The sequence below is a fragment of the Streptomyces sp. PH9007 genome (assembly GCF_059813725.1).
Map to the genome: position 1 here is coordinate 4,683,977 of NZ_CM187440.1, position 21,521 is coordinate 4,705,497.

General features: G+C 74.2%; 17 protein-coding genes. 6 read left to right on the forward strand and 11 right to left on the reverse strand.

Annotated elements, in window-relative coordinates; genetic code table 11:
• Nucleotides 1-21 precede the first annotated feature (21 nt).
• A complete protein-coding gene (locus ACTFAP_RS21705) occupies nt 22-414 on the forward strand; it encodes an SCO5389 family protein (protein WP_030733625.1) in 393 nt (130 codons plus the stop codon).
• On the opposite strand, the gene ACTFAP_RS21710 is transcribed toward ACTFAP_RS21705, so the two are convergent.
• The gene (locus tag ACTFAP_RS21710; RefSeq protein WP_495681995.1) at nt 383-1,498 is read right to left on the reverse strand and encodes an LLM class flavin-dependent oxidoreductase; all 1,116 of its coding nucleotides are present in this window, start codon (nt 1,496-1,498) and stop codon (nt 383-385) included. The two genes, ACTFAP_RS21705 and ACTFAP_RS21710, sit on opposite strands and share 32 nt — an antisense overlap.
• Nucleotides 1,499-1,661: 163 nt before the next feature.
• On the opposite strand from ACTFAP_RS21710, the gene ACTFAP_RS21715 reads away from it, so the two are divergent.
• Nucleotides 1,662-1,991, forward strand: a complete 330-nt coding sequence (locus ACTFAP_RS21715; protein WP_400010635.1) for an Rv1322 family protein — start codon at nt 1,662-1,664, stop codon at nt 1,989-1,991.
• Between the two features lie 18 nt (nt 1,992-2,009).
• On the opposite strand, the gene ACTFAP_RS21720 is transcribed toward ACTFAP_RS21715, so the two are convergent.
• The 7 genes from ACTFAP_RS21720 to mce all read right to left on the reverse strand — a co-directional run bounded on the left by ACTFAP_RS21720 (nt 2,010) and on the right by mce (nt 11,188).
• Nucleotides 2,010-3,041 (reverse strand): ABC transporter permease, encoded by a 1,032-nt coding sequence (locus tag ACTFAP_RS21720; protein ID WP_500467177.1) that lies wholly within the window; start codon nt 3,039-3,041, stop codon nt 2,010-2,012.
• Complete coding sequence (locus ACTFAP_RS21725; RefSeq protein WP_495681997.1) at nt 3,038-4,081, reverse strand: ATP-binding cassette domain-containing protein; 1,044 nt, start codon at nt 4,079-4,081, stop codon at nt 3,038-3,040. The genes ACTFAP_RS21720 and ACTFAP_RS21725 overlap by 4 nt, the downstream gene beginning before the upstream one ends.
• A 71-nt stretch (nt 4,082-4,152) precedes the next feature.
• Nucleotides 4,153-4,920, reverse strand: coding sequence for an ABC-2 transporter permease family protein (locus ACTFAP_RS21730; protein WP_386541973.1), 768 nt, complete (start codon nt 4,918-4,920; stop codon nt 4,153-4,155).
• Nucleotides 4,921-4,923: 3 nt separating this feature from the next.
• Nucleotides 4,924-5,931, reverse strand: a complete 1,008-nt coding sequence (locus tag ACTFAP_RS21735; RefSeq protein ID WP_495681998.1) for an ATP-binding cassette domain-containing protein — start codon at nt 5,929-5,931, stop codon at nt 4,924-4,926.
• Between the two features lie 95 nt (nt 5,932-6,026).
• The gene (locus ACTFAP_RS21740; protein ID WP_030733631.1) at nt 6,027-6,968 is read right to left on the reverse strand and encodes a coiled-coil domain-containing protein; all 942 of its coding nucleotides are present in this window, start codon (nt 6,966-6,968) and stop codon (nt 6,027-6,029) included.
• A 205-nt stretch (nt 6,969-7,173) separates the two neighbouring features.
• A complete protein-coding gene (locus ACTFAP_RS21745; protein ID WP_500467178.1) occupies nt 7,174-10,551 on the reverse strand; it encodes a polarized growth protein Scy-related protein in 3,378 nt (1,125 codons plus the stop codon).
• Nucleotides 10,552-10,735: 184 nt separating this feature from the next.
• Nucleotides 10,736-11,188 (reverse strand): methylmalonyl-CoA epimerase, encoded by a 453-nt coding sequence (gene mce / locus ACTFAP_RS21750; protein WP_390123399.1) that lies wholly within the window; start codon nt 11,186-11,188, stop codon nt 10,736-10,738.
• Nucleotides 11,189-11,354: 166 nt separating this feature from the next.
• Here mce and ACTFAP_RS21755 point away from each other — a divergent pair, with 166 nt between their 5' ends.
• The 3 genes from ACTFAP_RS21755 to ACTFAP_RS21765 all read left to right on the forward strand — a co-directional run bounded on the left by ACTFAP_RS21755 (nt 11,355) and on the right by ACTFAP_RS21765 (nt 14,944).
• The gene (locus tag ACTFAP_RS21755; protein WP_495682000.1) at nt 11,355-12,563 is read left to right on the forward strand and encodes an acetyl-CoA C-acyltransferase; all 1,209 of its coding nucleotides are present in this window, start codon (nt 11,355-11,357) and stop codon (nt 12,561-12,563) included.
• 288 nt (nt 12,564-12,851) lie between these two features.
• Nucleotides 12,852-13,805, forward strand: coding sequence for a methylmalonyl Co-A mutase-associated GTPase MeaB (meaB, locus tag ACTFAP_RS21760; RefSeq protein ID WP_390123645.1), 954 nt, complete (start codon nt 12,852-12,854; stop codon nt 13,803-13,805).
• Nucleotides 13,802-14,944 (forward strand): M24 family metallopeptidase, encoded by a 1,143-nt coding sequence (locus tag ACTFAP_RS21765; RefSeq protein WP_500467179.1) that lies wholly within the window; start codon nt 13,802-13,804, stop codon nt 14,942-14,944. Before meaB ends, ACTFAP_RS21765 begins: the two co-directional genes overlap by 4 nt.
• On the opposite strand, the gene ACTFAP_RS21770 is transcribed toward ACTFAP_RS21765, so the two are convergent.
• A complete protein-coding gene (locus ACTFAP_RS21770) occupies nt 14,928-18,395 on the reverse strand; it encodes an AfsR/SARP family transcriptional regulator (protein WP_500467180.1) in 3,468 nt (1,155 codons plus the stop codon). The genes ACTFAP_RS21765 and ACTFAP_RS21770 overlap by 17 nt on opposite strands.
• 64 nt (nt 18,396-18,459) lie before the next feature.
• Here ACTFAP_RS21770 and ACTFAP_RS21775 point away from each other — a divergent pair, with 64 nt between their 5' ends.
• Nucleotides 18,460-19,371 carry a pentapeptide repeat-containing protein gene (locus ACTFAP_RS21775; RefSeq protein ID WP_500467181.1) on the forward strand — a complete coding sequence of 304 codons (912 nt, stop codon included), beginning with the start codon at nt 18,460-18,462 and terminating at the stop codon, nt 19,369-19,371.
• Between the two features lie 6 nt (nt 19,372-19,377).
• Here ACTFAP_RS21775 and ACTFAP_RS21780 read toward each other — a convergent pair whose 3' ends face one another.
• Both ACTFAP_RS21780 and ACTFAP_RS21785 read right to left on the reverse strand, forming a co-directional pair.
• Complete coding sequence (locus ACTFAP_RS21780; RefSeq protein ID WP_500467182.1) at nt 19,378-20,313, reverse strand: aminoglycoside phosphotransferase family protein; 936 nt, start codon at nt 20,311-20,313, stop codon at nt 19,378-19,380.
• A gap of 225 nt (nt 20,314-20,538) precedes the next feature.
• Entirely contained in the window at nt 20,539-21,501 is a 963-nt protein-coding gene (locus ACTFAP_RS21785) for a helix-turn-helix domain-containing protein (RefSeq protein WP_500467183.1), read from the reverse strand.
• Nucleotides 21,502-21,521: the final 20 nt, after the last annotated feature.

A 21,521-nucleotide genomic window follows, 5' to 3' on the forward strand; every position in this document is an offset into this window, starting at 1 on the left:
GGGCCGCGAAAGGAGAGATCCATGTCGCTCGACGTCTCACCGGCGCTGCTCGAGCAGGCCGAGCGAGGCGAGGTCGACGAGGCCGACTTCGTCGACTGCGTCCGAACCTCCCTTCCCTTCGCCTGGCAGATGATCAGCTCCCTGGTGGCCCAGCTCAAGGTGGACGGCGGTGAGTTCGCGGACAACACCACGCCGCCGCCGGATGAGCAGGCCCGTGGCCAGCTGCTGCGCGCCCTCGCCTCCGACGCCATTCGCGGCGCCCTGGAGCGGCACTTCGGCGTCCGCCTGGCCTTCCAGAACTGTCACCGGGTCGCCGTCTTCCCGCTCGACGCCTCCGCCGACGACCGGCTGGAGAAGTTCACCTCGGTACGCGGACAGTTGCTCAACCAGTCGCCGGAGCTGCGTGATTGCTGAACGCCGGCGCCACGGACGGCCCGGCTGAGGTGCTGGCCGGACCGCCGGGTGCTGCCGCTCCTCCCGGGGGTGTCGGGAGGAGCGGCACCACATCCGCGGCCAGCCGCCGCACATTGTGCTCCGTCGCCCCCGTCTGGCCCGAGCCCTCCACCACCAGGGCGAAACGGCTGATGCCGGTACGCTCCGCCGTGGCCGCGAGCCGGTCCGCGCACAGCTGCGGCGTGCCCACCGGGTGCAGCTCGCACAGCAGCTCGGTGTAGGCGAGCGGATCCCGCATCCGGCGCGGGGCTCCGTCCAGCGTGCGGTGCGCGGCGAGTCCCTGCCGCAGCCAGCCGGGCAGCGTCCGGCGCAGCGTCTGCACGGCCTCGGTGTGGCTGTCGGCGACCTGCGCCACCCCCGCCGACACATGGCCGGCGGTGGCGATGACCTCGCCGTCGACCCCCGCCTCCCGCGCCGCGGTGCGCCACAGGTCCACCATCTGCGCCTTCTCCTCGTCCCCGATGTGCATGCCCAGCAGCATCGGCAGTCCGCGCTCGGCGGCCAGCCGTACGGTGCCGGGCGAGGTGCAGGCCACCACCACGGGTGGGCCGGCGCCGCACACCGAGGGGACCACCGAGACCTCGCGGAAGCGGTACCGGTCGCCGTCCGCCCCGACCTCGCGCTCGCCCAGCCAGCGCAGCAGCAGGTCCAGTGATTCGGGGAAGCCCCGTTCGTACGCGTCGGCCCCGGCGCCGAAGACCTCCAGGTCGACCCACGGCCCGCCCCGGCCCACCCCCAGGGTGAAGCGTCCGCCGGTGAGCAGGTGCAGCAGCGCGCCCTGTTCGCCGAGCGCCACCGGATGGGCGGTGGGCAGGACGGAGATGGCGGTGCCGACCCCGATCCGCCGGGTGCGGCCCAGCAGCAGCGCGGCCAGGGTCACCGCCGAGGGACACAGTCCGTACGGCACGAAGTGGTGTTCGGCGAGCCAGACCGCGTCGAGCCCGGCCTCCTCGGCGACCTCGGCGGAGCGCACGGCGCGCTGGAGGGCCTCGCTCTCCGACTGCCCGGGGTACTGGCCGGCGAGTACAAAGGTGCCTATCCGCATGGTCCTGCCCTTCGTCCGGTGGAGCTCGGTCCCTGTGGGCATTAACGCCTGACACGTGCCAAAGGCACGGTCCAGCGGGAGGTTTTTCCGATGATCTCCCGGCCGTGGGGGATGCGTAGACTTTGTCCCCAGGACGGTGCCGATCCACTCCGAGGTGTTGAACGTGTCCCCGCGTCGCAACCGCTCACGCGGTCAGCAGCAGCCCGCTCGCCGGTCAGGCGAGGAGGAGGGCGGGAACCGGTACGGCCTGGAGAGCACCGAGGACTGGCGGGGCGAGGAGTGGGTGGTGCGCCGGATCAGCGGGGGCGCCGCGGTCAAGCACTACCGCTGCCCCGGCTGCGATCAGGAGATCCCGCCCGGGGTGCCGCACGTGGTGAGCTGGCCGCGGGCCGGGGCGGTGGACGACCGGCGGCACTGGCACCGCTCGTGCTGGGAGGCGCGGGACCGCCGGGGCGTGCGCACCCAGCGGTCCCGCAACGCGCCGCGCTACTGAGCCGGCGCGGCGCCGTGCTCAGGCGTCGGTCGTGGTGAGCTTGGCGTAGGCGGCGATGAGCGCCGCCACCGTGACGGCGGCCAGCACGCCCAGCAGGCCCCAGCCGGACATCGCGTCCTCGTTGCCCATCGGCATGCCGAACAGGGTGGCCAGACCGTTGAGCGCCGAGTACTCCAGCAGGAACTCCTGGAGCGAGGCGAGGCTTTCGCTGAACATGAACATGGCGGCGATCAGCGGCACCAGGACCAGCGCCATCATCGTCGTGATGGCACCCGCCGAGTGCCGCAGCAGGGCGCCGATGGCCAGGCCGAGCACGCCGAGCAGCGAGACGAACAGCGCGGCGCCCACGGTGGCGTCCATCCAGTGCTCGCCGGTGGCCACCACGGTGCCGTTCTCGATCGAGCTCTCCATGTAGGACTCGATGTAGCGGTCGGTCGTCGTCTGGTCGCCCAGCAGCGAGGACTGGATCAGCCCGCTCAGCCCGGTGGCCAGCAGCGTCATGGTGAAGGAGACGGCGAAGAACACCAGCACCTTGGCCAGCAGCACCCGGCCACGCTGCGGGCTCGCGGTCAGGGTGGTGCGCATCATGCCGGTGCCGTACTCGGAGCTGATCACCAGCACGCCGAGGGTCATCACACAGATCTGGCCCAGCATCAGCCCGAAGAAGGTGCCGGACAGCAGCGGCAGCCCCACGTACTCCTCGCCGCTGAGGGCGAGCGCGAAGAGCGACCCGATGCCGACCGTGAGCACGAACATGACGGCCAGCGTCCACATCGTGGAGCGCACGGTGCGGATCTTGGTCCACTCCGACAGCAGGGCGTGGCCCAGGTGCGCGGTGCGCACCGGGATCGCCGAGGCGTACCCGGCCGGCTGCTGCTGGTACGCGTGCTGCTGCGCGGGCTGCTGCTGGTGCGGCGCCGCCTGCGGCGGAACCGGGCCCTGCTGGTACGGCTGCGGAGGCTGCTGCTGGTACGGCTGCCCCTGCGGCGGCGCGTAGGGCTGCGGCGGAGCCTGATGGGGGGTGTGCTGCGGCGGGGGAGGGGTGGTCATCGGGCGTCCTCGGGGGTGTACGCGGGCTGAGCGGGCTGCTGGTGAACGTGCGGGCCGGGGGCGAACTGCGGCGGCTGCTGCTGCGCCATCGCCGCCGCCGCGGCGGCCGCGGCGCGCGGGTCGTCGGTCGAGCGGTAGTCCACCGCGCCCTGCGTCATCCGCATGTACGCCTCCTCCAGCGAGGCCGAGTGCGGCGACAGCTCCCACAGCCGGACATCCGCCGCGTGCGCCAGATCGCTGATCCTGGGCAGCTCCACGCCGATGACCTTCAGCGCGCCGTCCTGCTCGGGCAGCACCTGGCCGCCGGCCTGGGCCAGCGCCCGCGTCAGCTTCTCCCGCGCCTCCGGTTCGCCGTCGGGGGTGCGCACCCGCGCGAAGCCGGTGGAGTTGTGCGCGATGAAGTCCGCCACCGGCTGGTCGGCCATCAGCTGGCCGCGTCCGATCACGATCAGATGGTCGGCGGTCTGCGCCATCTCGCTCATCAGATGGCTGGAGACGAAGACGGTGCGGCCCTCGGACGCCAGCCGCTTCATCAGATTGCGGACCCACAGAATGCCCTCGGGGTCCAGACCGTTCACCGGCTCGTCGAACAGCAGCACCTGCGGATCGCCCAGCAGCGCGCCCGCGATGCCCAGCCGCTGGCCCATCCCCAGCGAGAAGCCCTTGGAGCGCTTGCCCGCCACCTGCTGGAGGCCGACGATGCCCAGCACCTCGTCCACCCGGCTCGCCGGTATCCCGGACAGCTGCGCCAGGCACAGCAGATGGGAGCGGGCGCTGCGGCCGCCGTGCTTGGCGTTGGCGTCCAGCAGGGCACCGACCTGGCGCGGCGCGTTCGGCAGCCGCTGGTAGGGGTGGCCGGCGATCGTCACCGTGCCGCTGGTGGGCCGGTCAAGGCCCAGCATCATCCGCATGGTGGTCGATTTGCCGGCGCCGTTCGGGCCCAGGAATCCGGTGACCTTCCCCGGCTGGACCTGGAAATTAAGGTTGTACACGGCTGTCTTCGAGCCATAGCTCTTCGTCAGGCCGACGGCCTCGATCATGCTGGGTGCCCCTGCTCGGTCGGTTGTTCCGCACTAAGACCTCGGCAGGGGCCCTTTCGGTTCCCGCCGGCTCAGGCGTCCCGCTTCTTGAGCACCCCGTATCCGGCGAGCAACGCGGCGACCACCCACAGCAGCATGATGAGCATTCCGCCCCACGGTCCGTAAGGCCGGTCACCGGTGTCCACCACGGTCATGATCCGCTGCCCCGCCACATCCGGGAGATAGTCACCGACCTTTTTCGTGGCATTCACACTGGAGAGAATGCTGGAGATCATGAAGAAGAACGGGATGAGAATCCCGAACGACAGCATCGGACTGCGCAGAATCCAGGTGACTCCCATCGCGAACAGCGCGATGAGGCCCATGTAGAGCCCCCCGCCGATCACCGCCCGCAGGACGTCGTGCGCGCCCAGCGTCGTACGGTACTGGCCCAGCACCGCCTGGCCGGTGAAGAAGGCGGCGAAGCTGGTGATCATGCCCACCACCAGCGCCAGCACGGTGGCCACCGCCAGCTTCGCGGCCATGAACACCCCGCGCTGCGGCACCGCCGCCAGGGAGGCCCGGATCATGCCGGTGCTGTACTCGTTGGAGACCACCAGGATGCCGAACGCGATCATCGCCAGCTGACCCAGGATCATCCCGGCGAAGCTGGTCAGGGTGGGGTCGAAGGTCAGCTGGTCCCGCGCCGACAGATCCGTGAAGGTGTTGCGCACCACCAGGCTGAGCAGCATGCCCAGCGCCACCGTGACCACCACGGCGGCGGTCAGCGTCCACACCGTGGACCCCACCGAGCGGATCTTGGTCCATTCCGAGCGCAGCACCCGGGCCGTCTGTGCCATGGTTCACGCGCCCTTTCCGCGCCGGGAGTCCCACTGCGCGCCCCAGCCGCCGGCGGCCGGCGGCGCCCCGGGCGGGTCCGGCGCACCGGGCCCCTGCCCGCCGTTGTGCGCCTCGTACTCCACCGAGCCGTGCGTCAGCCGCATGAACGCCTCCTCCAGCGACGCCTGCTGCGGGCTCAGCTCGTGCAGCACCAGGCCCTGACCGGCCACCAGCTCACCGATCCGGGCCGCCTCGGTGCCCTCCACTTCCAGGACGCCGTCCGCCGCCTCCGTCACCGTGACCCCGCCGCCGGTCCGCTCCAGGACCGCCCGCAGCCGCTCGGGTTCGGGACCGCGCACCCGGACGAAGCTGCGGGAGTTCTCCCGGATGAAGTCCGCCATCGAGGTGTCGGCGAGCAGCCTGCCCTGACCGATCACCACCAGATGCTCGGCCGTCAGCGCCATCTCGCTCATCAGATGGCTGGAGACGAAGACCGTACGGCCGTCGGCGGCCAGCCGTTTCATCAGATTCCGGATCCAGTGGATGCCCTCCGGGTCGAGCCCGTTCACCGGCTCGTCGAACATCAGGATCCGCGGATCGCCCAGCAGCGCGCTCGCGATCCCCAGCCGCTGCCCCATGCCGAGCGAGAACCCCTTGGGCCGCTTGCGGGCCACCGCGCCGAGACCCACCAGATCCAGCACCACATCGATGCGCTCGCGCGCGATGCCGTTGCTCTGCGCCAGGCACAGCAGATGGTTGTACGCGGTACGGCCCGGGTGCACGGCCTTCGCCTCCAGCAGCGCCCCGATCGCCAGCAGCGGATCGCGCAGCCGGTCGTACCGCTCGCCGTCGATGAGGACCTCCCCACTGGTGGGGTGGTCAAGACCCAGCATCATCCGCATCGTCGTGGACTTGCCGGCCCCGTTCGGGCCCAGGAACCCGGTGACGATGCCGGGCCGTACCGAGAACGTCAGATCGTTCACGGCCGTCTTCCCGCCGTACCGCTTGGTCAGCCCCGCCAGCTCGATCATGGATCGACGCTAGAACGGCGCAGCCGCCGCCGCCCGGTGGGGCGGCGGCGGCTGCGCCGTTCAGGTGATGCGTGCCGTGCGCGGTGCGCGCGGGATCAGCGGGACTGCTGGGCGGGGACGCCCTTGCTCAGGCCCTCGTCCTCGTCGTCGTCCAGCGAGACCGCCGCGATCTGGGCACCGGTCAGGGTGGCCAGCATCTCGCGGACGTTGGTCAGCTGGGCGTTGATGCTGTCGCGACGGTTGGTCAGCGCCGCCAGCTCACGCTCGGACTCGGTTCGGATCCGCTCGGCCTTCGCGTTCGCGTCCGCCACGATGTCGTCCGCCTGGCGAGAGGCGGTCTCCACCGTCTGGCGGGCCCGGCGGTCCGCGTCGGTGCGCAGCTTCTCGGCCTCCAGACGCAGCTGCTCGGCGCGGTGCTCGATCTCCGCGAGCCGCTTCTCGGCCTTGGCCTGGCGGGAGGCCAGGTCGCGCTCGGACTGCTCGCGGCGCTTGGCCAGGTTGGTCTCGAAGTCGGTCGCGGCCTGCGCGGCCTTGGCGCGGGTGTCCTCGAAGAGGGCGTCCGCCTCCTCCCGCTTGGCCGCGGCGTTCTTGTCGGCCTCGGCGCGGGTGGCGGCCGCGTCGTCCTCGGCCTTCTCGATGATGCGGGCGCCGTCGTCCTCGGCCTTGGCCTTGCGCTCCTGCGCGTAGGCCTCGGCGTCGTTGCGCACCTGCTGCGCGGCGCCCTCGGCCAGCTCGCGGTGCTGCTCGGCGGCCCGGCGGGCCTCCTCGCGCAGATCCTTCGCCTCTTCCTCGGCAAGGCGCAGGATCTTCTCGACACGGGCGCCGAGACCGGCGTAGGACGGCTCGGAATCCGTGATCTGGGCCTGGGCGTTCTGCGTTTCGAGGTGCAGCTCCTCGATCCGCTTTTCCAGAGAGGTGATACGGGCCAGCGCGCTGTCGCGGTCCGATACGAGCTTGGTGATCCGGTCGTCCACCTGCCCGCGGTCGTAGCCGCGCCGCACGAGCTCGAAGCCGAAGGGGGAGGAAGTGTCGCTCATGGGGTTCCTGTCGATTCAGACGGGTGCGTCAGATTCGGGCCTGGCCGCGTGGTCTTCTCGGATCAGCCGGCCAGGCCCAGGGGATAGGCCTGGGCGTTCAGCAATCCTAGGGGGCAAAGCGGCGTGTCTTCGAGTGGATCCGGGCTTTGGTGTGGAGAATGTTCGCCCCAAACGCTCGATCGAGTGGTGAGCAATTCATGGCGGTTCAGCCCCGGGAGGGTTTTCCGCCGCCGGGCCGGGGCGACGAGCCGGCGCCGGCCGTCACCGTGCCGAGCGGACCGTGCCCGCCCGAACCACCGGACCCCTTACCGCTTTTGCCCCCGCCGCCGGAGGTTTTCCCGCCCGGTTTCGCGGCGCCCTTGGGCTCCCCGAAGGAATCGAGCGCCGCCAGCACATCCTGGACCCGGGAGATCTCGGCGTTGATGTCCTCGCGCCGGCGGCTGAGCTTCTCCAGCTCGCGCTTGCTCTCCTCGACGGCACGCTTGGCGTCCCGGTCGGCGTCGGTGCGTACCTTCTGCGCCTCGCGCAGCACCTCGGAGCGCTTGCGCTCGGCGTCCTTCAGCAGCCCCTCGGCCTTCTTCACCGCGGAGATACGGACCTTGCCCGCCTCGGAGTTGGCCTCCTCCAGCAGCTTCTCCGCCGCCCGGCGGGCCTCGGCCCGCTGCTCGTCGGCGGCGCGCATGAGCTTGTCGACGCGCTCGCCGGCGGCCCTGGTCTGCTCGGCCGACTCCCGGCGGGCCCGGTCGTGCAGCGCCTCGACCTCCGCCTCGACCCGGGTGCGCAGCTCCTCGGTGCGCTCGCGGATCGCGGCGGCGTCCCGGCGGGCCTCCTCCAGCAGCGTGTTGGCGTCGGCGCGGGCGGTCTCCACCAGCTCGCTGCCGCTCTCCCGGGCGCCCGCGATGAGCCGGTCGGCCTCCTTGCGGGCGACGCCGACCATGGTGTCCGACTGCTCCTCGGCGGTGGCGCTGATCCGCTGCGCCTCCTCCTGTGCCTTGGAGAGCAGTTCGTCGGCCTGGGCGGCGGCCTCGTTGCGCTTGCGGGAGGCCTCCCGGCGGGCGCTGTCGGCGAGCGCGTCGGCGTCCGCGCGGGTCCGCTCGGCGGCGGCCTCCGCCTCGGTACGGACCCGGTCCGCCTCCGCGATGGCCTCCTTGACGGTGTGTTCGGCCAGCGCCGAGGCGGCTTCCTTCTCCTCGGCGGACTCGCGCAGCACGCGGGCCACCTCGCGTTCGGCCTCGGCGCGGTGGGTGGCGATCTCCGCCTCGGCGGCCTCGCGCAGCCCGGCGACCGAGTCGCGTTCCTGCTGGGCCTTGTGCTCGGCCGCGGCCACCAGGGTCTCGGCACGCCGCTCGGCGTCGTCGACCTTGGCGCGGGAGGCGGCCAGCAGCTCCTCGCTCTGCTCGCGGGCCTGCGCCCGCTCCCGGTGCGCGGCGTCGCGCGCCTCCGCCAGCTGCCGCTCGCCCTCGGCGCGCAGCCGGGCGGCCTCCTCCTGGGCGGCGGCCAGCGCCTGTGCGGCCTCGGTCGCGGTGCGCTCGGCCGCGGCGGCGGCCCGCTCACGTACCCGGTCGGCGGCGGTCTCGGCCTCCTGCCGCAGCCGCTCGCTCTCGGCGGTGGCCTCGCCGCGCAGCCGTACCGCGTAGTCCTCGCCCTCGGCGCGCGCCCGGGCGGCGTCGGCCGCGGCCTCGTCCCGCAACTGCTGGGCGGCGGCCTCGGCCTGCTCGGTGAGCTGCCGGATCCGCTCGGCGGCCTCGGCGCGCAGCCGCTCCGCCTCGGACCCCGCCTCGACGCGCAGCCGCTCGGCCTCCGCCCTGGCCTCGGCCAGCGCCTCCTCGGCGGCGGAGACCCGGCTCTCGGCCTCCTCGCGCAGCCGGTCGAGTTCGGCCTGGGCGGCCTCCCGCTCGGCGCGGGTGGCCTCCTTGGTCTCCTCGCGCAGCTTGCGGGCGGCGTCCTCGGCGTCCTTGGTGGTGCGCTCGGCCGTCTCGACTGCCTCGGCGGTGAGCGTCTCGATCTCGGCGCGCGCCCGGGTGAGCACCTGCTCGGCCTGGTTGCGCAGCGTGGTGGCGCGTTCGATGGCCTCGGTGCGGACCCGCTCGCTCTCGGCGGTGGCGCCGGCCCTGGTCTCCTCGGCGTCCGACTTGGCCTGGGCCAGCAGCTCCTCGGCGGAGGCGGCGGCCTCCTCGATCCTGGAGGCGGCGTCGCGGCGGGCCTCGGCGCGGATGGCCTCGCCCTCCTCGACGGCCTCGGCACGCAGCTGCTCGGCCTCGCCGCGCAGCCGCCGCGCCTCCTCCTGCAGCTCGACCGTCTTGGCGCGGTACTCCTTGGTGTCGTCCTGCGCGGCGCCCTTGAGCTGCTCGGCCACGTCGTGGGCCTCGGCGCGCAGCCGGTCGGCCTCCGCCTCGGCGCTCTCGCGCAGCCGCTCGGCCTCCTCGGTGGCGGCCTTGGTGGTCTCCTGCGCCTCCTTGGCGGCCTTGTTCAGGACCTCCTCGGCGGTGCGGGCGGCCTCGGCGAGCTGCGCCGCGTACTCCTCGGCGGCCTTGGAACGGGCCTCCTCCGCGGCCTCGGACGTCAGCTGCTCGGCTTTGGTCTGCGCGTCGGCCAGCACCTGCTCGGCCTCGGTGCGGCGCCGCTCGGCGTCCCGGGTCGCCTCGGAGACCATCCGGGCGACCTCGGCCTTGGCGGTCGCGGAGCGCTGCTCGTACTCGCTCTCGCCGGCCGCCCGCCGCTTCTCGGCCTCTTCGGTGGCCTCGGCGAGCAGCTGTTCGGCGTCCTCCTTGGCGGTGCGCAGCACCGACTTGGCCTGCTCCAGACGCTCCTCGGCCTTGCGGACCAGCGCGGTGGTCTCGCGCCGCCCGGTCTCCGCCTCCTGGGCGGTGGCGGTGCGCAGCCGCTCGGCGTGCTCGGTGGCCTCCTGCGCCTGGGTGGTGGCCTGGGCCAGCAGCCGCTCGGCGTCCGTGCGGGCCCGGCGCAGCAGGTCCTCGGCCTCGGCGCGGGCGGTGCGCTCCTCCATGGCGGCGCGCTGCCGGGACTCCTCGGTCAGCCGGTGCGCCTCGGAGCGGGCCTGCGCGATGGTGCGCTCGTGCTCGGCCCTGGTCTCCTCCATGAGCCGGCGGGCCTGCGCCTCGGAACGGGCGCGCAGCTGCTCGGCCCAGGCGACGTTCTCGTTGACGTGGGACTCGACGGTGGAGCGGCGCTGGGCCAGCTCCTCGTCCAGGCGCTGGCGGCGGGCGACCGCCTCGGCGTGCAGTTCGCCCTCCAGCCGGGCGCGCGCCTCGGACTGCTCCTGCTGCACCCGCTGCGAGCGGCTCCTGGCCTCGCGCAGTTCGCGTTCGGCCTCCACCCGCATGGCGTCGGCCTGGTGCTGGGCGTTGCGCAGCACCTGCTCGGCGTGGCCGGCCGGGTCGGCGTAGGCGGGTCGCACGGCGAGCACGCGGCGCACCTCGTGCAGTTTGGCGCGCAGCACCTCGACCTGATAGCCGAGGTCGTCGGCATGGTCGACCGCCTTCTCCCGTTCCTTCTTCAGCCGTTCCATCTCGGCTTCGAAACGAGAGAGGTGGTCGTCAGCCTGCACGCTGTCGTAGCCCCGCACCGCGCGGTCCCATCCGTCCCCTGGTCGTGGTTAAGGGTGATCCGGGTCCGGCCGCTGTCCGTGCGGAGCGTGGAGTGGAGCGCCAGTACGGGTCGCCGCCGGTCGGAGTTGTTCGCCGGGAAGAGGCGTCAGGTGTGAGCCCCATGCCCCGGCTCGGCCACTCTACCGGCCGGGGCAGCTTGCGTCAGTGGCCCGAGGGGCCTTCAACACCCTTGGGAGGGGCGGCGGTGACCAGTTCTGTGAGCACTCCGTGACAGTCCTTCGGGTGCAGGAAGGTGATCCGGGAGCCCATGGAGCCGTTGCGGGGGGTGTCGTAGAGCACCCGTACCCCTGCCTGCCTGGCGGTTTCGGCGTCCGCGTCGACGTCGGCGGTGCCGAAGGCGATGTGATGCACTCCTTCACCGTTCTTCGCCAGCCATTTACCGACCGGACTCTCCGGGTCCAGGGGCTGGAGGAGCTGGATCCACGAGGCCCCGCCGTCGTCGGTGCCGTTGATCCGCAGCATGGCCTCACGCACCCCCTGTTCCTCGTTGACCTCCGTGTGGAAGACCTCGAAGCCGTACGTGGCGCGGTAGAACGCGGCGGTGGCGTCCAGGTCGGCGCAGGCGATTCCGATGTGATCGATACGCGTCAGCATGGGTCCAGTGCACCGCCACGCGCGGTGACCGCGCAACGTGCCCACCGTCACATTTCCGTGACGGTGACCGGTGGAGGGGGCGCTGCGTACAGTGACTACACCGTGATGTGAACGCGCGTTCACGACGGCAGGTTCGCGAGGACATGTTCCAGGGCAAAGGAGCCGCATGATGTCTGCCAACGCTTCCCCCGTCACCTCCGTGATCGTCGCGGGAGCCCGCACCCCCATGGGCCGCCTGCTCGGCTCGCTCAAGGACTTCAGCGGGGCCGAACTGGGCGGCTTCGCGATCCGGGCGGCGCTGGAGCGGGCCGGGATCACCGGTGAGCAGGCGCAGTATGTGATCATGGGCCAGGTCCTCCAGGCGGGGGCGGGTCAGATCCCCGCGCGGCAGGCCGCCGTGCACGCCGGCATCCCGATGAACGTCCCCGCGCTGACCGTCAACAAGGTGTGCCTGTCGGGGCTCGACGCCATCGCGCTGGCCGATCAGCTGATCCGGGCGGGCGAGTTCGACGTGATCGTGGCGGGCGGCCAGGAGTCCATGACGAACGCCCCCCACCTGCTGCCGAAGTCGCGCTCGGGCTACAAGTACGGCGCGATCGAGATGCTGGACGCGATGGCGCACGACGGGCTGACGGACGCCTTCGAGGGCATCGCCATGGGGGAGTCCACCGAGCGGCACAACATCCGGCTGGGCATCGGCCGCGCCGAGCAGGACGCCCTCGCGGCGGCCTCCCACCAGCGGGCGGCCCAGGCCCGCGAGAACGGGGTGTTCGCGCAGGAGATCACCCCGGTCACGGTGGCACAGCGCAAGGGCGAGACGGTGATCGTGGAGGAGGACGAGGGCATCCGCCCGGAGACCACGGCCGAGTCGCTGGGGCGGCTGCGTCCCGCGTTCCGCCCCGACGGAACGATCACTGCGGGGTCCGCCTCGCAGATCTCGGACGGCGCGGCGGCCGTGGTGGTCATGTCGAAGGCGAAGGCCGAGGAACTGGGCCTGGAGTGGATCGCGGAGATCGGCGCGCACGGCAACGTGGCCGGGCCGGACAACTCGCTGCACTCGCAGCCCTCCCACGCGATTCTGCACGCGCTGCGCAAGGAGTCTCTGGAGGCCGGCGACCTGGATCTGGTGGAGATCAACGAGGCGTTCGCGGCCGTGGCGGCCCAGTCAATGAAGGATCTCGGGATTGGCCACGAAAGGGTGAATGTGAATGGCGGAGCGATTGCCCTGGGTCACCCGATCGGGGCATCCGGGGCGCGGATCGTCCTCCATCTCGCCCTCGAACTCGCCCGCCGCGGGGGTGGCACCGGTGCCGCCGCCCTGTGCGGCGGCGGCGGTCAGGGCGACGCGCTGATCCTGCGCGTACCGCGCCGGTGAGGGCGGCGCGCGGCCGGGTACGGAGCACGGGGCGCGGTCCCCGGGCTGGACGCGGGGCCGCCGCGCGCACGATCGTACGGAGCGCGGCCGGGACGTGACCGGGGAGCAGGAACCGCGGGACGGCGGGGACCGGGTCACGGCCCCCGCCTCGATGACGGCAGGGACGACGGCCCGGGCGGACGACCGGGCGCGGGAGGACGGCTGATGAGCGGCACCGAGGGCACGGAGGGCACCCGGCCCACCCCCGGCGGGCGGGACGCGCCGGCCCCCGCCCCCGCGGCGCGGACGGTGGACGTGCCGGACCTGGTCGCCCGCGCCCGGCGCGGCGAGCCGCGCGCGGTCGCCCGGCTGATCTCGCTGGTGGAGGGCGGCGCCCCGCAACTGCGCGAGGTGATGGCCGCCCTCGCCCCGCACAGCGGCGGCGCGTACGTCATCGGGCTCACCGGCTCGCCCGGCGTCGGCAAGTCCACCTGCACCTCGGCCCTCACCAGCGCCTACCGCAGGGCCGGCAAGCGAGTCGGGGTGCTCGCCGTCGACCCCTCCTCCCCGTTCTCCGGCGGCGCGCTGCTGGGCGACCGGGTACGGATGAACGACCACGCCTCCGACCCCGGCGTCTACATCCGCTCCATGGCCACCCGGGGCCGGCTCGGCGGCCTCGCCGAGGCCGCGCCGCAGGCCGTCCGGGTCCTGGACGCGGCCGGCTGCGACATCGTCCTGGTGGAGACCGTCGGGGTGGGCCAGTCCGAGGTCGAGATCGCCTCCCAGGCCGACACCACCGTGGTGCTGCTCGCCCCCGGGATGGGCGACGGCATCCAGGCCGCCAAGGCCGGAATCCTGGAGATCGGCGACATGTTCGTCGTCAACAAGGCCGACCGGGACGGCGCCGACGCCACCGTGCGCGAGCTCAACCACATGCTGGGCCTGGGCGCCCCGCGCGGCCCCGGCGACTGGCGCCCCACCGTCACCAAGACCGTCGCGGCGCGCGGAGAGGGCGTGGACGACGTGGTGGCGGCGCTGGAGAAGCACCGCGCCTGGATGGAGGAACACGGCGAACTCACCGCCCGGCGCACCCGCCGCGCCGCCAAGGAGATCGAGACCGTCGCGCTGACCGCCCTGCGCGCCCGCATCGCCGACCTGAGCGGCGACCGCCGGCTGGCCGCCCTCTCCGCCCGCATCGTCACCGGCGACCTGGACCCGTACGCCGCCGCCGACCAGCTCCTCGCGGAGGTGACCGGCCAGTGACGGCGCCCACCCTCCCCGAACCGGACTTCCCGCCCGAGGAGTACGCGCAGCGGCTGTTCACCGTCCGCGCCGCCATGGACCGCCACGGCCTCGACGCCCTGCTGGTCTCCGCGCCCGAGGACGTCCACCACCTGTGCGGCCTGGACCACCAGGGCCACTTCGCCGTCACCGCCCTGCTGGTGCCCCTGTACGGCAAACCGGTGCTGGTCGAACGGGACATGGAGACCCCCACCGCCGCGGCCCAGACCCACGGCGTCGCCCATCACGGCTACGGCGACGCCGAGGACCCGGCCGGCGCGCTGCTGGAGGCGCTCACCCCGCTCCTGCCGGACGCCCCCGTCGTCGGCTACCAGGCCGACTCCCTCAGCCTGCCGCCCGCCGTCTGGGACCGGCTGCGCGGCACGGCCGGCATCACCTGGGCCGACTGCCGGGGCCTGCTCACCGAGGGACGCTTCGTGCACACCGCGCGCGCGATCGAGCGCGTCCGCGAGGCCGCCCGGCTCTCCGGCATCGCCATGGCCGCCGGACTGGACGCCGCCACCGCCGGAGCCGGCGAGCACGAGATCGCCGCCGCCGTGTACGCCGCCATGCTGCGGGCCGGCGGCGACCTCCCCGCCTTCGCCCCCCTGGTGCGCGACACCCACCGCCTCGACCAGGAACACCTCACCTGGTCACGGCGGCGACTGGGGCCGCGTGACGCCGTCTTCCTCGAACTGTCCGCCGCCCGTGGCCGCTACCACGCGCCCCTCGCCCGCCTGCACCACCTCGACCCGGCCGGCGCCGCCCGCGACCGCCGCGCCGCCGAGACCGCGCACGCGGCGATGGACGCCCTGCGCGACGCGCTGCACCCCGGCACCACCGCCGAACGCGCCTTCCACACCTGGCGGTCCGTCATCGAGCGGGCCACCGGCAGCCCCTACGAGCGCCACCACTGCGGCTACCTCGTCGGCATCGGCTTCCCGCCGGGCTGGATGGGCGGCAGCCGCACCCTGCGCCCCGGCAACACCATGGAACTGCGGGCCGGCATGACCCTGCACATCCAGTCCTGGCTGCTGGACACCCCGCTGGGCACCCACGCCTTCTCCGACACCGCCCTGATCACCGAGAACGGCTGCGAAGTCCTCACCCGCGCCCCGTGACCACCGCGATCGCCTCCGGCAGCGTGAGCGCCGCGCCGGCCGCCAACCGCTCCTCGTACACCGCCTCCGGCAGGCCCGCCCGCACCAGCGCCCGGACCCGGGGGGCGAGCGCGGGGTCCGTGGGCATCGGACGGAAGCCCATGCCGGGGACCGGCCGGTAGCGGTCGTACGCGCCCAGCAGCAGCGCCGCCTCCCGGTGCCCGCCCAGGCCCGCCCGGGCCCAGGCCGCCAGCAGCAGTTCGTGCGCCACCATCTGAGGCGCCATCATCCTGCCCGATCCCGCCAGCACTTCCACGGCCTCCCGCAGCCACTCCAGCGCCGTGCCGTACGCCTCAAGCTGACAGTCCAGCCAGCCGTGCAGACCCGCCCACAGCGCGCGGACCAGCGCCGGCGTGTGCTCCGAGAAGTCCTCCGCCAGCGCGCGCAGCGGCTCACGCGCCTGCTCCGGGCGCCCCGTACGGCCCAGGAACTCCGCCAGCAGCAGCGCCGGCAGCCCCGGCGCGCTCAGCGAGAACTCCCGCGAGTCGGCCACCGCGCGCCGCAGCTCCCGCTCCGCCGCCGCGTCCGCCGGATCCACCGCCAGCCGGGCCGCCCCCCACTCCGCCCGCAACAGCGGCACCTGCGCGGGTGTGCCGCTGCGCTCCGCCCACTCCAGCGCCGCCCCGAAGTCCGCCACCGCCCGCTCCTGCCGGCCGCCCAGCAGCCAGGCGTCGCCGCGTACCCACAGCGCCTGGGCGATGGCCAGCGGGTCCCCGGTGCGCTCCAGCTGCTCCAGCGCCTCCTGCGCCACCTCCACCGAGGTCAGCAGCGTGGCCCGCATCAGCAGCGCGGAGCCCAGATCCCAGGTGCTGCCCAGCCGGCGGCAGTCGGCCAGCACCGCGTCCATGGTCGCCTCGACGTCCGGGTATTCGCCCACCATCAGCTTCGCGAAGTACCACATCTGCCCGGGCTGGCCGCACAACTGGGGCAGCCCCGGCCGGTAGGCGGCGATCACCGCCGCCAGCCGGTCCGGGTGCGCGTACTCCCCCTCGCCGGCCGCCAGCAGCAGCATCCGCACCTGGCGGCGTGCCTCCCACCGCCGCTCCGCGTCCCACGGCGGCGGCAGGTCGGTGACCCGGCCGCTCAGCGGGGCGGCGCGGCGCACCGGCGCGGCGAACGGGTCGGGGCCCAGCTCCGCCGCGCCGCGCGCCGCCGAGCGGAAGTCCCCCATGTGGAAGTGGAGCCGCCAGAACCAGCTCATGGCCAGCACCAGGCACAGCGCCTCCTGCTCCTGGCCGGTGTCGAGGGCGTGCCGCACGGCGGTGCGGATGTTGTCGTGCTCGCGGGTGAGCCGCGCCATCCAGTGCGCCTGGCGCGGGCCGTGCAGCCCGGGCTCGGCGGCGCGGGCCAGCTCGCGGTACGTGTGCAGGTGCCGCTGGGCGATCGCGTCCCGTTCGCCCGCCGCCGTCAGCCGCTCGGCGGCGTACTGCGCGACGGTCTCCAGCAGCCGGTAGCGCGTCCCGCCGCCGGAGGGCTCGGGGACGGCGGTCAGCAGCGACTTGTCGACCAGGGCGGGGAGCGCGCCGAGCGTGTCCGCCCCGCAGACCGCCTCCGCCTCGCCGAACGAGCACCCGCCGGAGAACACCGACAACCGGCGCAGCACGGTGCGTTCCGCCTCGGTCAGCAGGTCCCACGACCAGTCGACGACGGCGCGCAGCGTACGGCGGCGACGGTGGCCGCCGCTGCCGTCATCGCTTCCGCTGCCGTCATGGTCGCTTCCGCCGTCGCCGAGCAGGACGAACCGGCGGTCGAGCCGGTCGGCCAGCTCACGCGGGGTGAACGCGCGCAGCCGGGCCGCCGCCAGTTCCAGGGCCAGCGGCAGGCCGTCCAGCCGGCGGCAGATCTCGGCGCAGGCCGCGGGGTCCTCCTGGACCGCGAACCCGGGGCGGGCCGCCGCGCCGCGTTCGCCGAACAGCCGCAGCGCGTCGGCCGGCGGCAGCGGGCCGACCGGCAGCACCGTCTCACCGGGCAGCCCGAGCGGTTCACGGCTGGTGGCCAGCACGGTGACGCCGGGGCAGTGGGTCAGCAGCGCCTCGGTGAGGTCGGTCGCGGCGGCGCGTACGTGTTCGCAGTTGTCGAGAACGAGCAGCAGCCGGCGGCGGGCGCAGGACTCCACCAGCAACCCGAGCGGATCACGCGTCGCACCGCCCCCGCCGCCCAGTGCGGCGGCCTGCACGTCACCGGCCCCGGCCGCCACCTCCTGGAGCACGGCCTCGGCGACATCCGCCGCGTCCCGCACCCCGGCCAGCTCGACCACGCGCACCCGCGCCGCCGGTGCGGCGACGGCCTCCAGCGCCAGCCGGGTCTTGCCCACCCCGCCGGGCCCCAGCAGGGTCACCAGCCGCGCCCCGTCCAGTGCTTCCCGCACCTGGCGCAGCTCCGTCTCCCGCCCGACGAAGGAACTGACCCACCCCGGGGCGCTGACGGGCGCGTCCCGGTCCCGGCCACCGGCGGGTTCCCGGCCCCCGGTGGCCGGGCCCTCGCGCGGTACGGCCTCACGCACCGCGCCCCCTGAGGTGCGGCGTTCCGTCTCGGCGGCGGGAGGCGGAGGCGACGGGTGCTCGCCGCCGGGCGCGCCGCCCCCGGCCTTACGGCTCCCCGCAGCACGCGCCCCGTTCACCCCGCCCGCGGCCGGGCGCGTCCCGGGCCGTGGTTCCGTCGCCGCCCCGTCCCCGGGCGCGCCCAGCAGCCCCGCGTACAGGGCGCGCAGCTCCGGGCCCGGATCGGTGCCGAGCCGTTCCGCCAGCGCGGCACGGGCCTCCTCGTACGCGCCCAGCGCCTCCGCCGGGCGGCCGTCCCCCAGCAGCGCCCGGATGCGCAGCGCGTGCAGCGGCTCGTCCAGCGGCGCCGCCGCCGCCAGTTCGGCGAGTTCGTCCAGGGCCCGCGCCGGACGGCCCAGCGCCACCTCGGCGGCGAGCCGGTCCCGCCGGGCCCGCCCGTACCGCCGCAGCGCGTCCACCACCAGCGGCTCGTCCTCCCGGCCCGGCAGCTCCGCCAGCACCGGTTCGGCCCACAGCGCCAGGGCCTCCGCCAGCAGAACGGACGCCCGCCGCGCGTCCCCGGCACCCAGCGCCGCCGCCCCGTCCTCGGCCAGCTCCGCGAACCGGAACAGATCGATGTCGCCCGCCCCCGCCGCCAGCCGGTACCCGCCGGGCACCGACTCCACCGCCGCCGCCCCCAGCACCCGCCGCAGCCGCCCCACCAGCGCCTGCACCGCGGCCACCGGCTCGGCCGGCGGCGCGTCCTCCCACCACACCCGCGCCACGAGCGCGTCCGCCGTCACCGGCCGCCCGCCCGCGACGGCCAGCGCGGCGAGCAGCGCCCGCAGCCGCCGGCCCCCGCCCACGGCGATCTCCGTCCCGTCCGCCCGGAAGACCCGTACGGTGCCCAGGACCCGATAGTGGTGCTGCATCCCCCCATTGTCGTCGGGAAGAAATCCGGTGGCCCCCCCTTATCGGCCCTGGCACACTGCCCCGGTGCCCGGTACCACCCCCCTTCCGCTGCTCACGGCCGACTGCGCCGACTGCTTCGCCCTGTGCTGCGTGGCCCTGCCCTTCGCCGCCTCCGCCGACTTCGCCACCGACAAGCCGGCCGGTCGCCCCTGCGCCAACCTGCGCCAGGACTTCCGCTGCGGCATCCACGACGGACTGCGTCCGGCCGGGTTCACCGGCTGCACCGTCTACGACTGCTTCGGCGCCGGGCAGCGCGTCTCGCAGCGCACCTTCGCCGGCCGCGACTGGCGCGGTGACGCGGACACCGCGCGCGCCATGTTCGCCGCCTTCCCCGTCGTGCGGCACCTGCACGAACTGCTGTGGTACCTCGCCGAGGCCCTCACCCTGCCGCCCGCCGAGCCGCTGTACGCCGAGCTGCGCCGCGCCGTGGCCGCCACCGACCGGCTCGCGGCCGGCACCCCGGAGGAACTGCGCGCCCTGGACCTCGCGGCCCACCGCGCCGACGTCAACGCGCTGCTGCTGCGCACCAGCGAACTGGTACGGGCCGAGGCCGGCGGCCGGGCCCGGGAGCGGGGCGCTGAGCGCGGGCGTGAGCGGAACCGGAACCGGGGCCGTGAACGGGACCGGGGCCGGGGCTGCACCGGCGACCGCTCCCGTGACCACCGGGGCGCCGACCTCATCGGCGCGCAGCTCAAGGGCGCCGACCTGCGCGGCGCGAACCTGCGCGGCACGCTCCTCATCGCCGCCGATCTGCGCTCGGCCGACCTCACCCGGGCCGACCTGATCGGCGCCGACCTGCGCGACACCCGCCTGCACGGCGCCGATCTGACCGGGGCGTTCTTCCTCACCCAGGCACAGCTCAACGCCGCGCGGGGGGACGCGGCCACCCGCGTCCCCGCCACCCTCACCCGCCCCGCCCACTGGCCGGCCGGCTGACGCCCGCTACCGCATCCGGTCCGCCAGCAGGGCCTCGGCGAGTGCCACCTGCGCCGGTTCCAGCGCGGCCCTGCCGTCCTCGATGTCCCACAGGGCGTTCTGGAGCACCCGGCCGAGCGTCCAGCCGGCCGCCCGCCGGCGGTCCAGGTCCAGCGCCTCGGTCAGCTGGTCGAAGCGGCGCAGCACCGTCCGCCGTACGTTCCCGCTCGGCACCACCACGGTCTCCCAGGCCGAATCCAGGGCGGGCCACAGATCGAACCCCGGGTCACCGGCCAGTGGTTCGGGGTCGATGGCCAGCCAGGGTTCGCGTCCGCCCGCCAGCACGTTCGCGTAGTGCAGGTCCCAGTGCAGCAGCCGGTCCCCGGCCTCGTCCGTCAGCTCGGCGACGGCGTCCGCGCAGATCCGGACCAGACGCCGCTCGTCCGGGTCGGCGAGGGACCGTACGGCGTCGGGTGTCTCCGCCACCATCGCCGCCGCGATGTCGCCGAGCCGCCGCATCCCGTCCGGTGCCGGCAGGGCGACGAGCCGCGCCAGCAGGGTGCCCAGTACGTGCGTGGCGGCGGTGTCGTCCTCGGCGGCGAGCGTGGACAGCGGCCGGGCGGCGTCCAGCCGTTCCAGCAGCAGCGTGTCCGTGTCCGCGTCGGTGTCGTGCGCCAGCAGCCGCACGATGCCGTGTCCGTCCCAGGCGCGCAGCCCGGGGACGACACCTGCGCCGTCCTCGGTCTTCCGCTGGACCTTCAGCACGGCGGGCAGCCCGTCGGCGCGCCGCCGCACGGGCAGCACGATCCCGGCCATGCCGTGGCCGGGGTCGCCGTCGGGGCGCAGCGACCAGAGTTCCAGCAGACGCTCGATCACCCCCGGCAGTCCGTCCACCCAGGCGGCATGCCGATGGTGCGCCGCCCGGAAGGTGTCGGGGACGTGCGGGCGGAACGATGGGTTCATGTGGTGTGGCTCCTTCGCGAGTTCGTTTCGGTGACACGTGGCGAAGGAGTCGGCGGAGGCCCCCGGCAGCGGGAGCGGCGTCACAGCATGGTGTTCACCTTACCGGCGGGTGAGCGCCCGTCAGCGGGCGCGCCCACCGGGGGGCCGTCGGGGAGCGCTCCCGGCGGGCGGGCGGCCGGGGCCCGGTGCCCGACCGCCGCCACCGGCCCCGCGCGACACCGGCCTCTAGCGGTCGCCCCGCCGAACCCTCTCGTCCCGGGGCGACGGCACCCGGCTGCCCCGGAAGGTGCGCCGGTAACTGTCCGGGGGGACCCCCAGCGCGCGGCGGAAGTGCCGGCGCAGCGTCGTGGCGGTGCCCATCCCGGTGGCCGCCGCGATCGCGTCGACGCTGTCGCCGGTCGCCTCCAGCAGTTCCTGGGCGCGCCGGATCCGCTGGTTGAGCAGCCATTGCAGCGGGGTGGTGCCGGTCACCGTCCTGAAGTGGCGGCCCAGCTGGCGCGAGCTGAGGTTCGCGCGGCGGGCCAGGTCCTCCACCGTGAGCGGCTGGTCCAGCCGTTCCATCGCCCAGGGCAGCACGTCGGCCAGCGGATGGTCCTCCCGCTCCGGTACCGGCGTACTGACGAACTGCGCCTGACCGCCCGCCCGGTGCGGCGGAACGACCATCCGCCGGGCGATGGAGTTGGCCACCGCCGAACCGTGGTCCAGGCGCACCAGATGCAGACACAGGTCCAGCGCGGCGGCCTTGCCCGCCGAGGTGAGCACGCTGCCGTTGTCCACGTAGAGCACGTCCGGGTCGACCTCGATCCTCGGATGACGCGCGGCCAAGGCCTCGGTGTGCGCCCAGTGCGTCGTGGCGCGCTTGCCCTCCAGCAGCCCGGCCGCGGCCAGGACGAACGCCCCCGTGCACAGGGACGCCACCCGCGCGCCCGCCCGGTGCGCCGCGCGTACCGCGTCGACCAGTTCGGCGGGCGGCTCCACGTCCACATCGGCCCAGCCGGGCACGATCACCAGGCCGGCCGCCGGGAGGTGGTCAAGGCCGTGGTCCGGCTCCAGCAGGAACCGGTCCACGCGCACGGCCCGTGGCCCGCAGACGGTGACCTCGTACGCGGGATCGCTGAACACCTCGTACGCCAGGGACAGTTCGAAGTGCAGCATCCCGTCGGTGACGGCCAGCGCGACAGTGCTCATGTCCGGAAGTGTATGGGTCG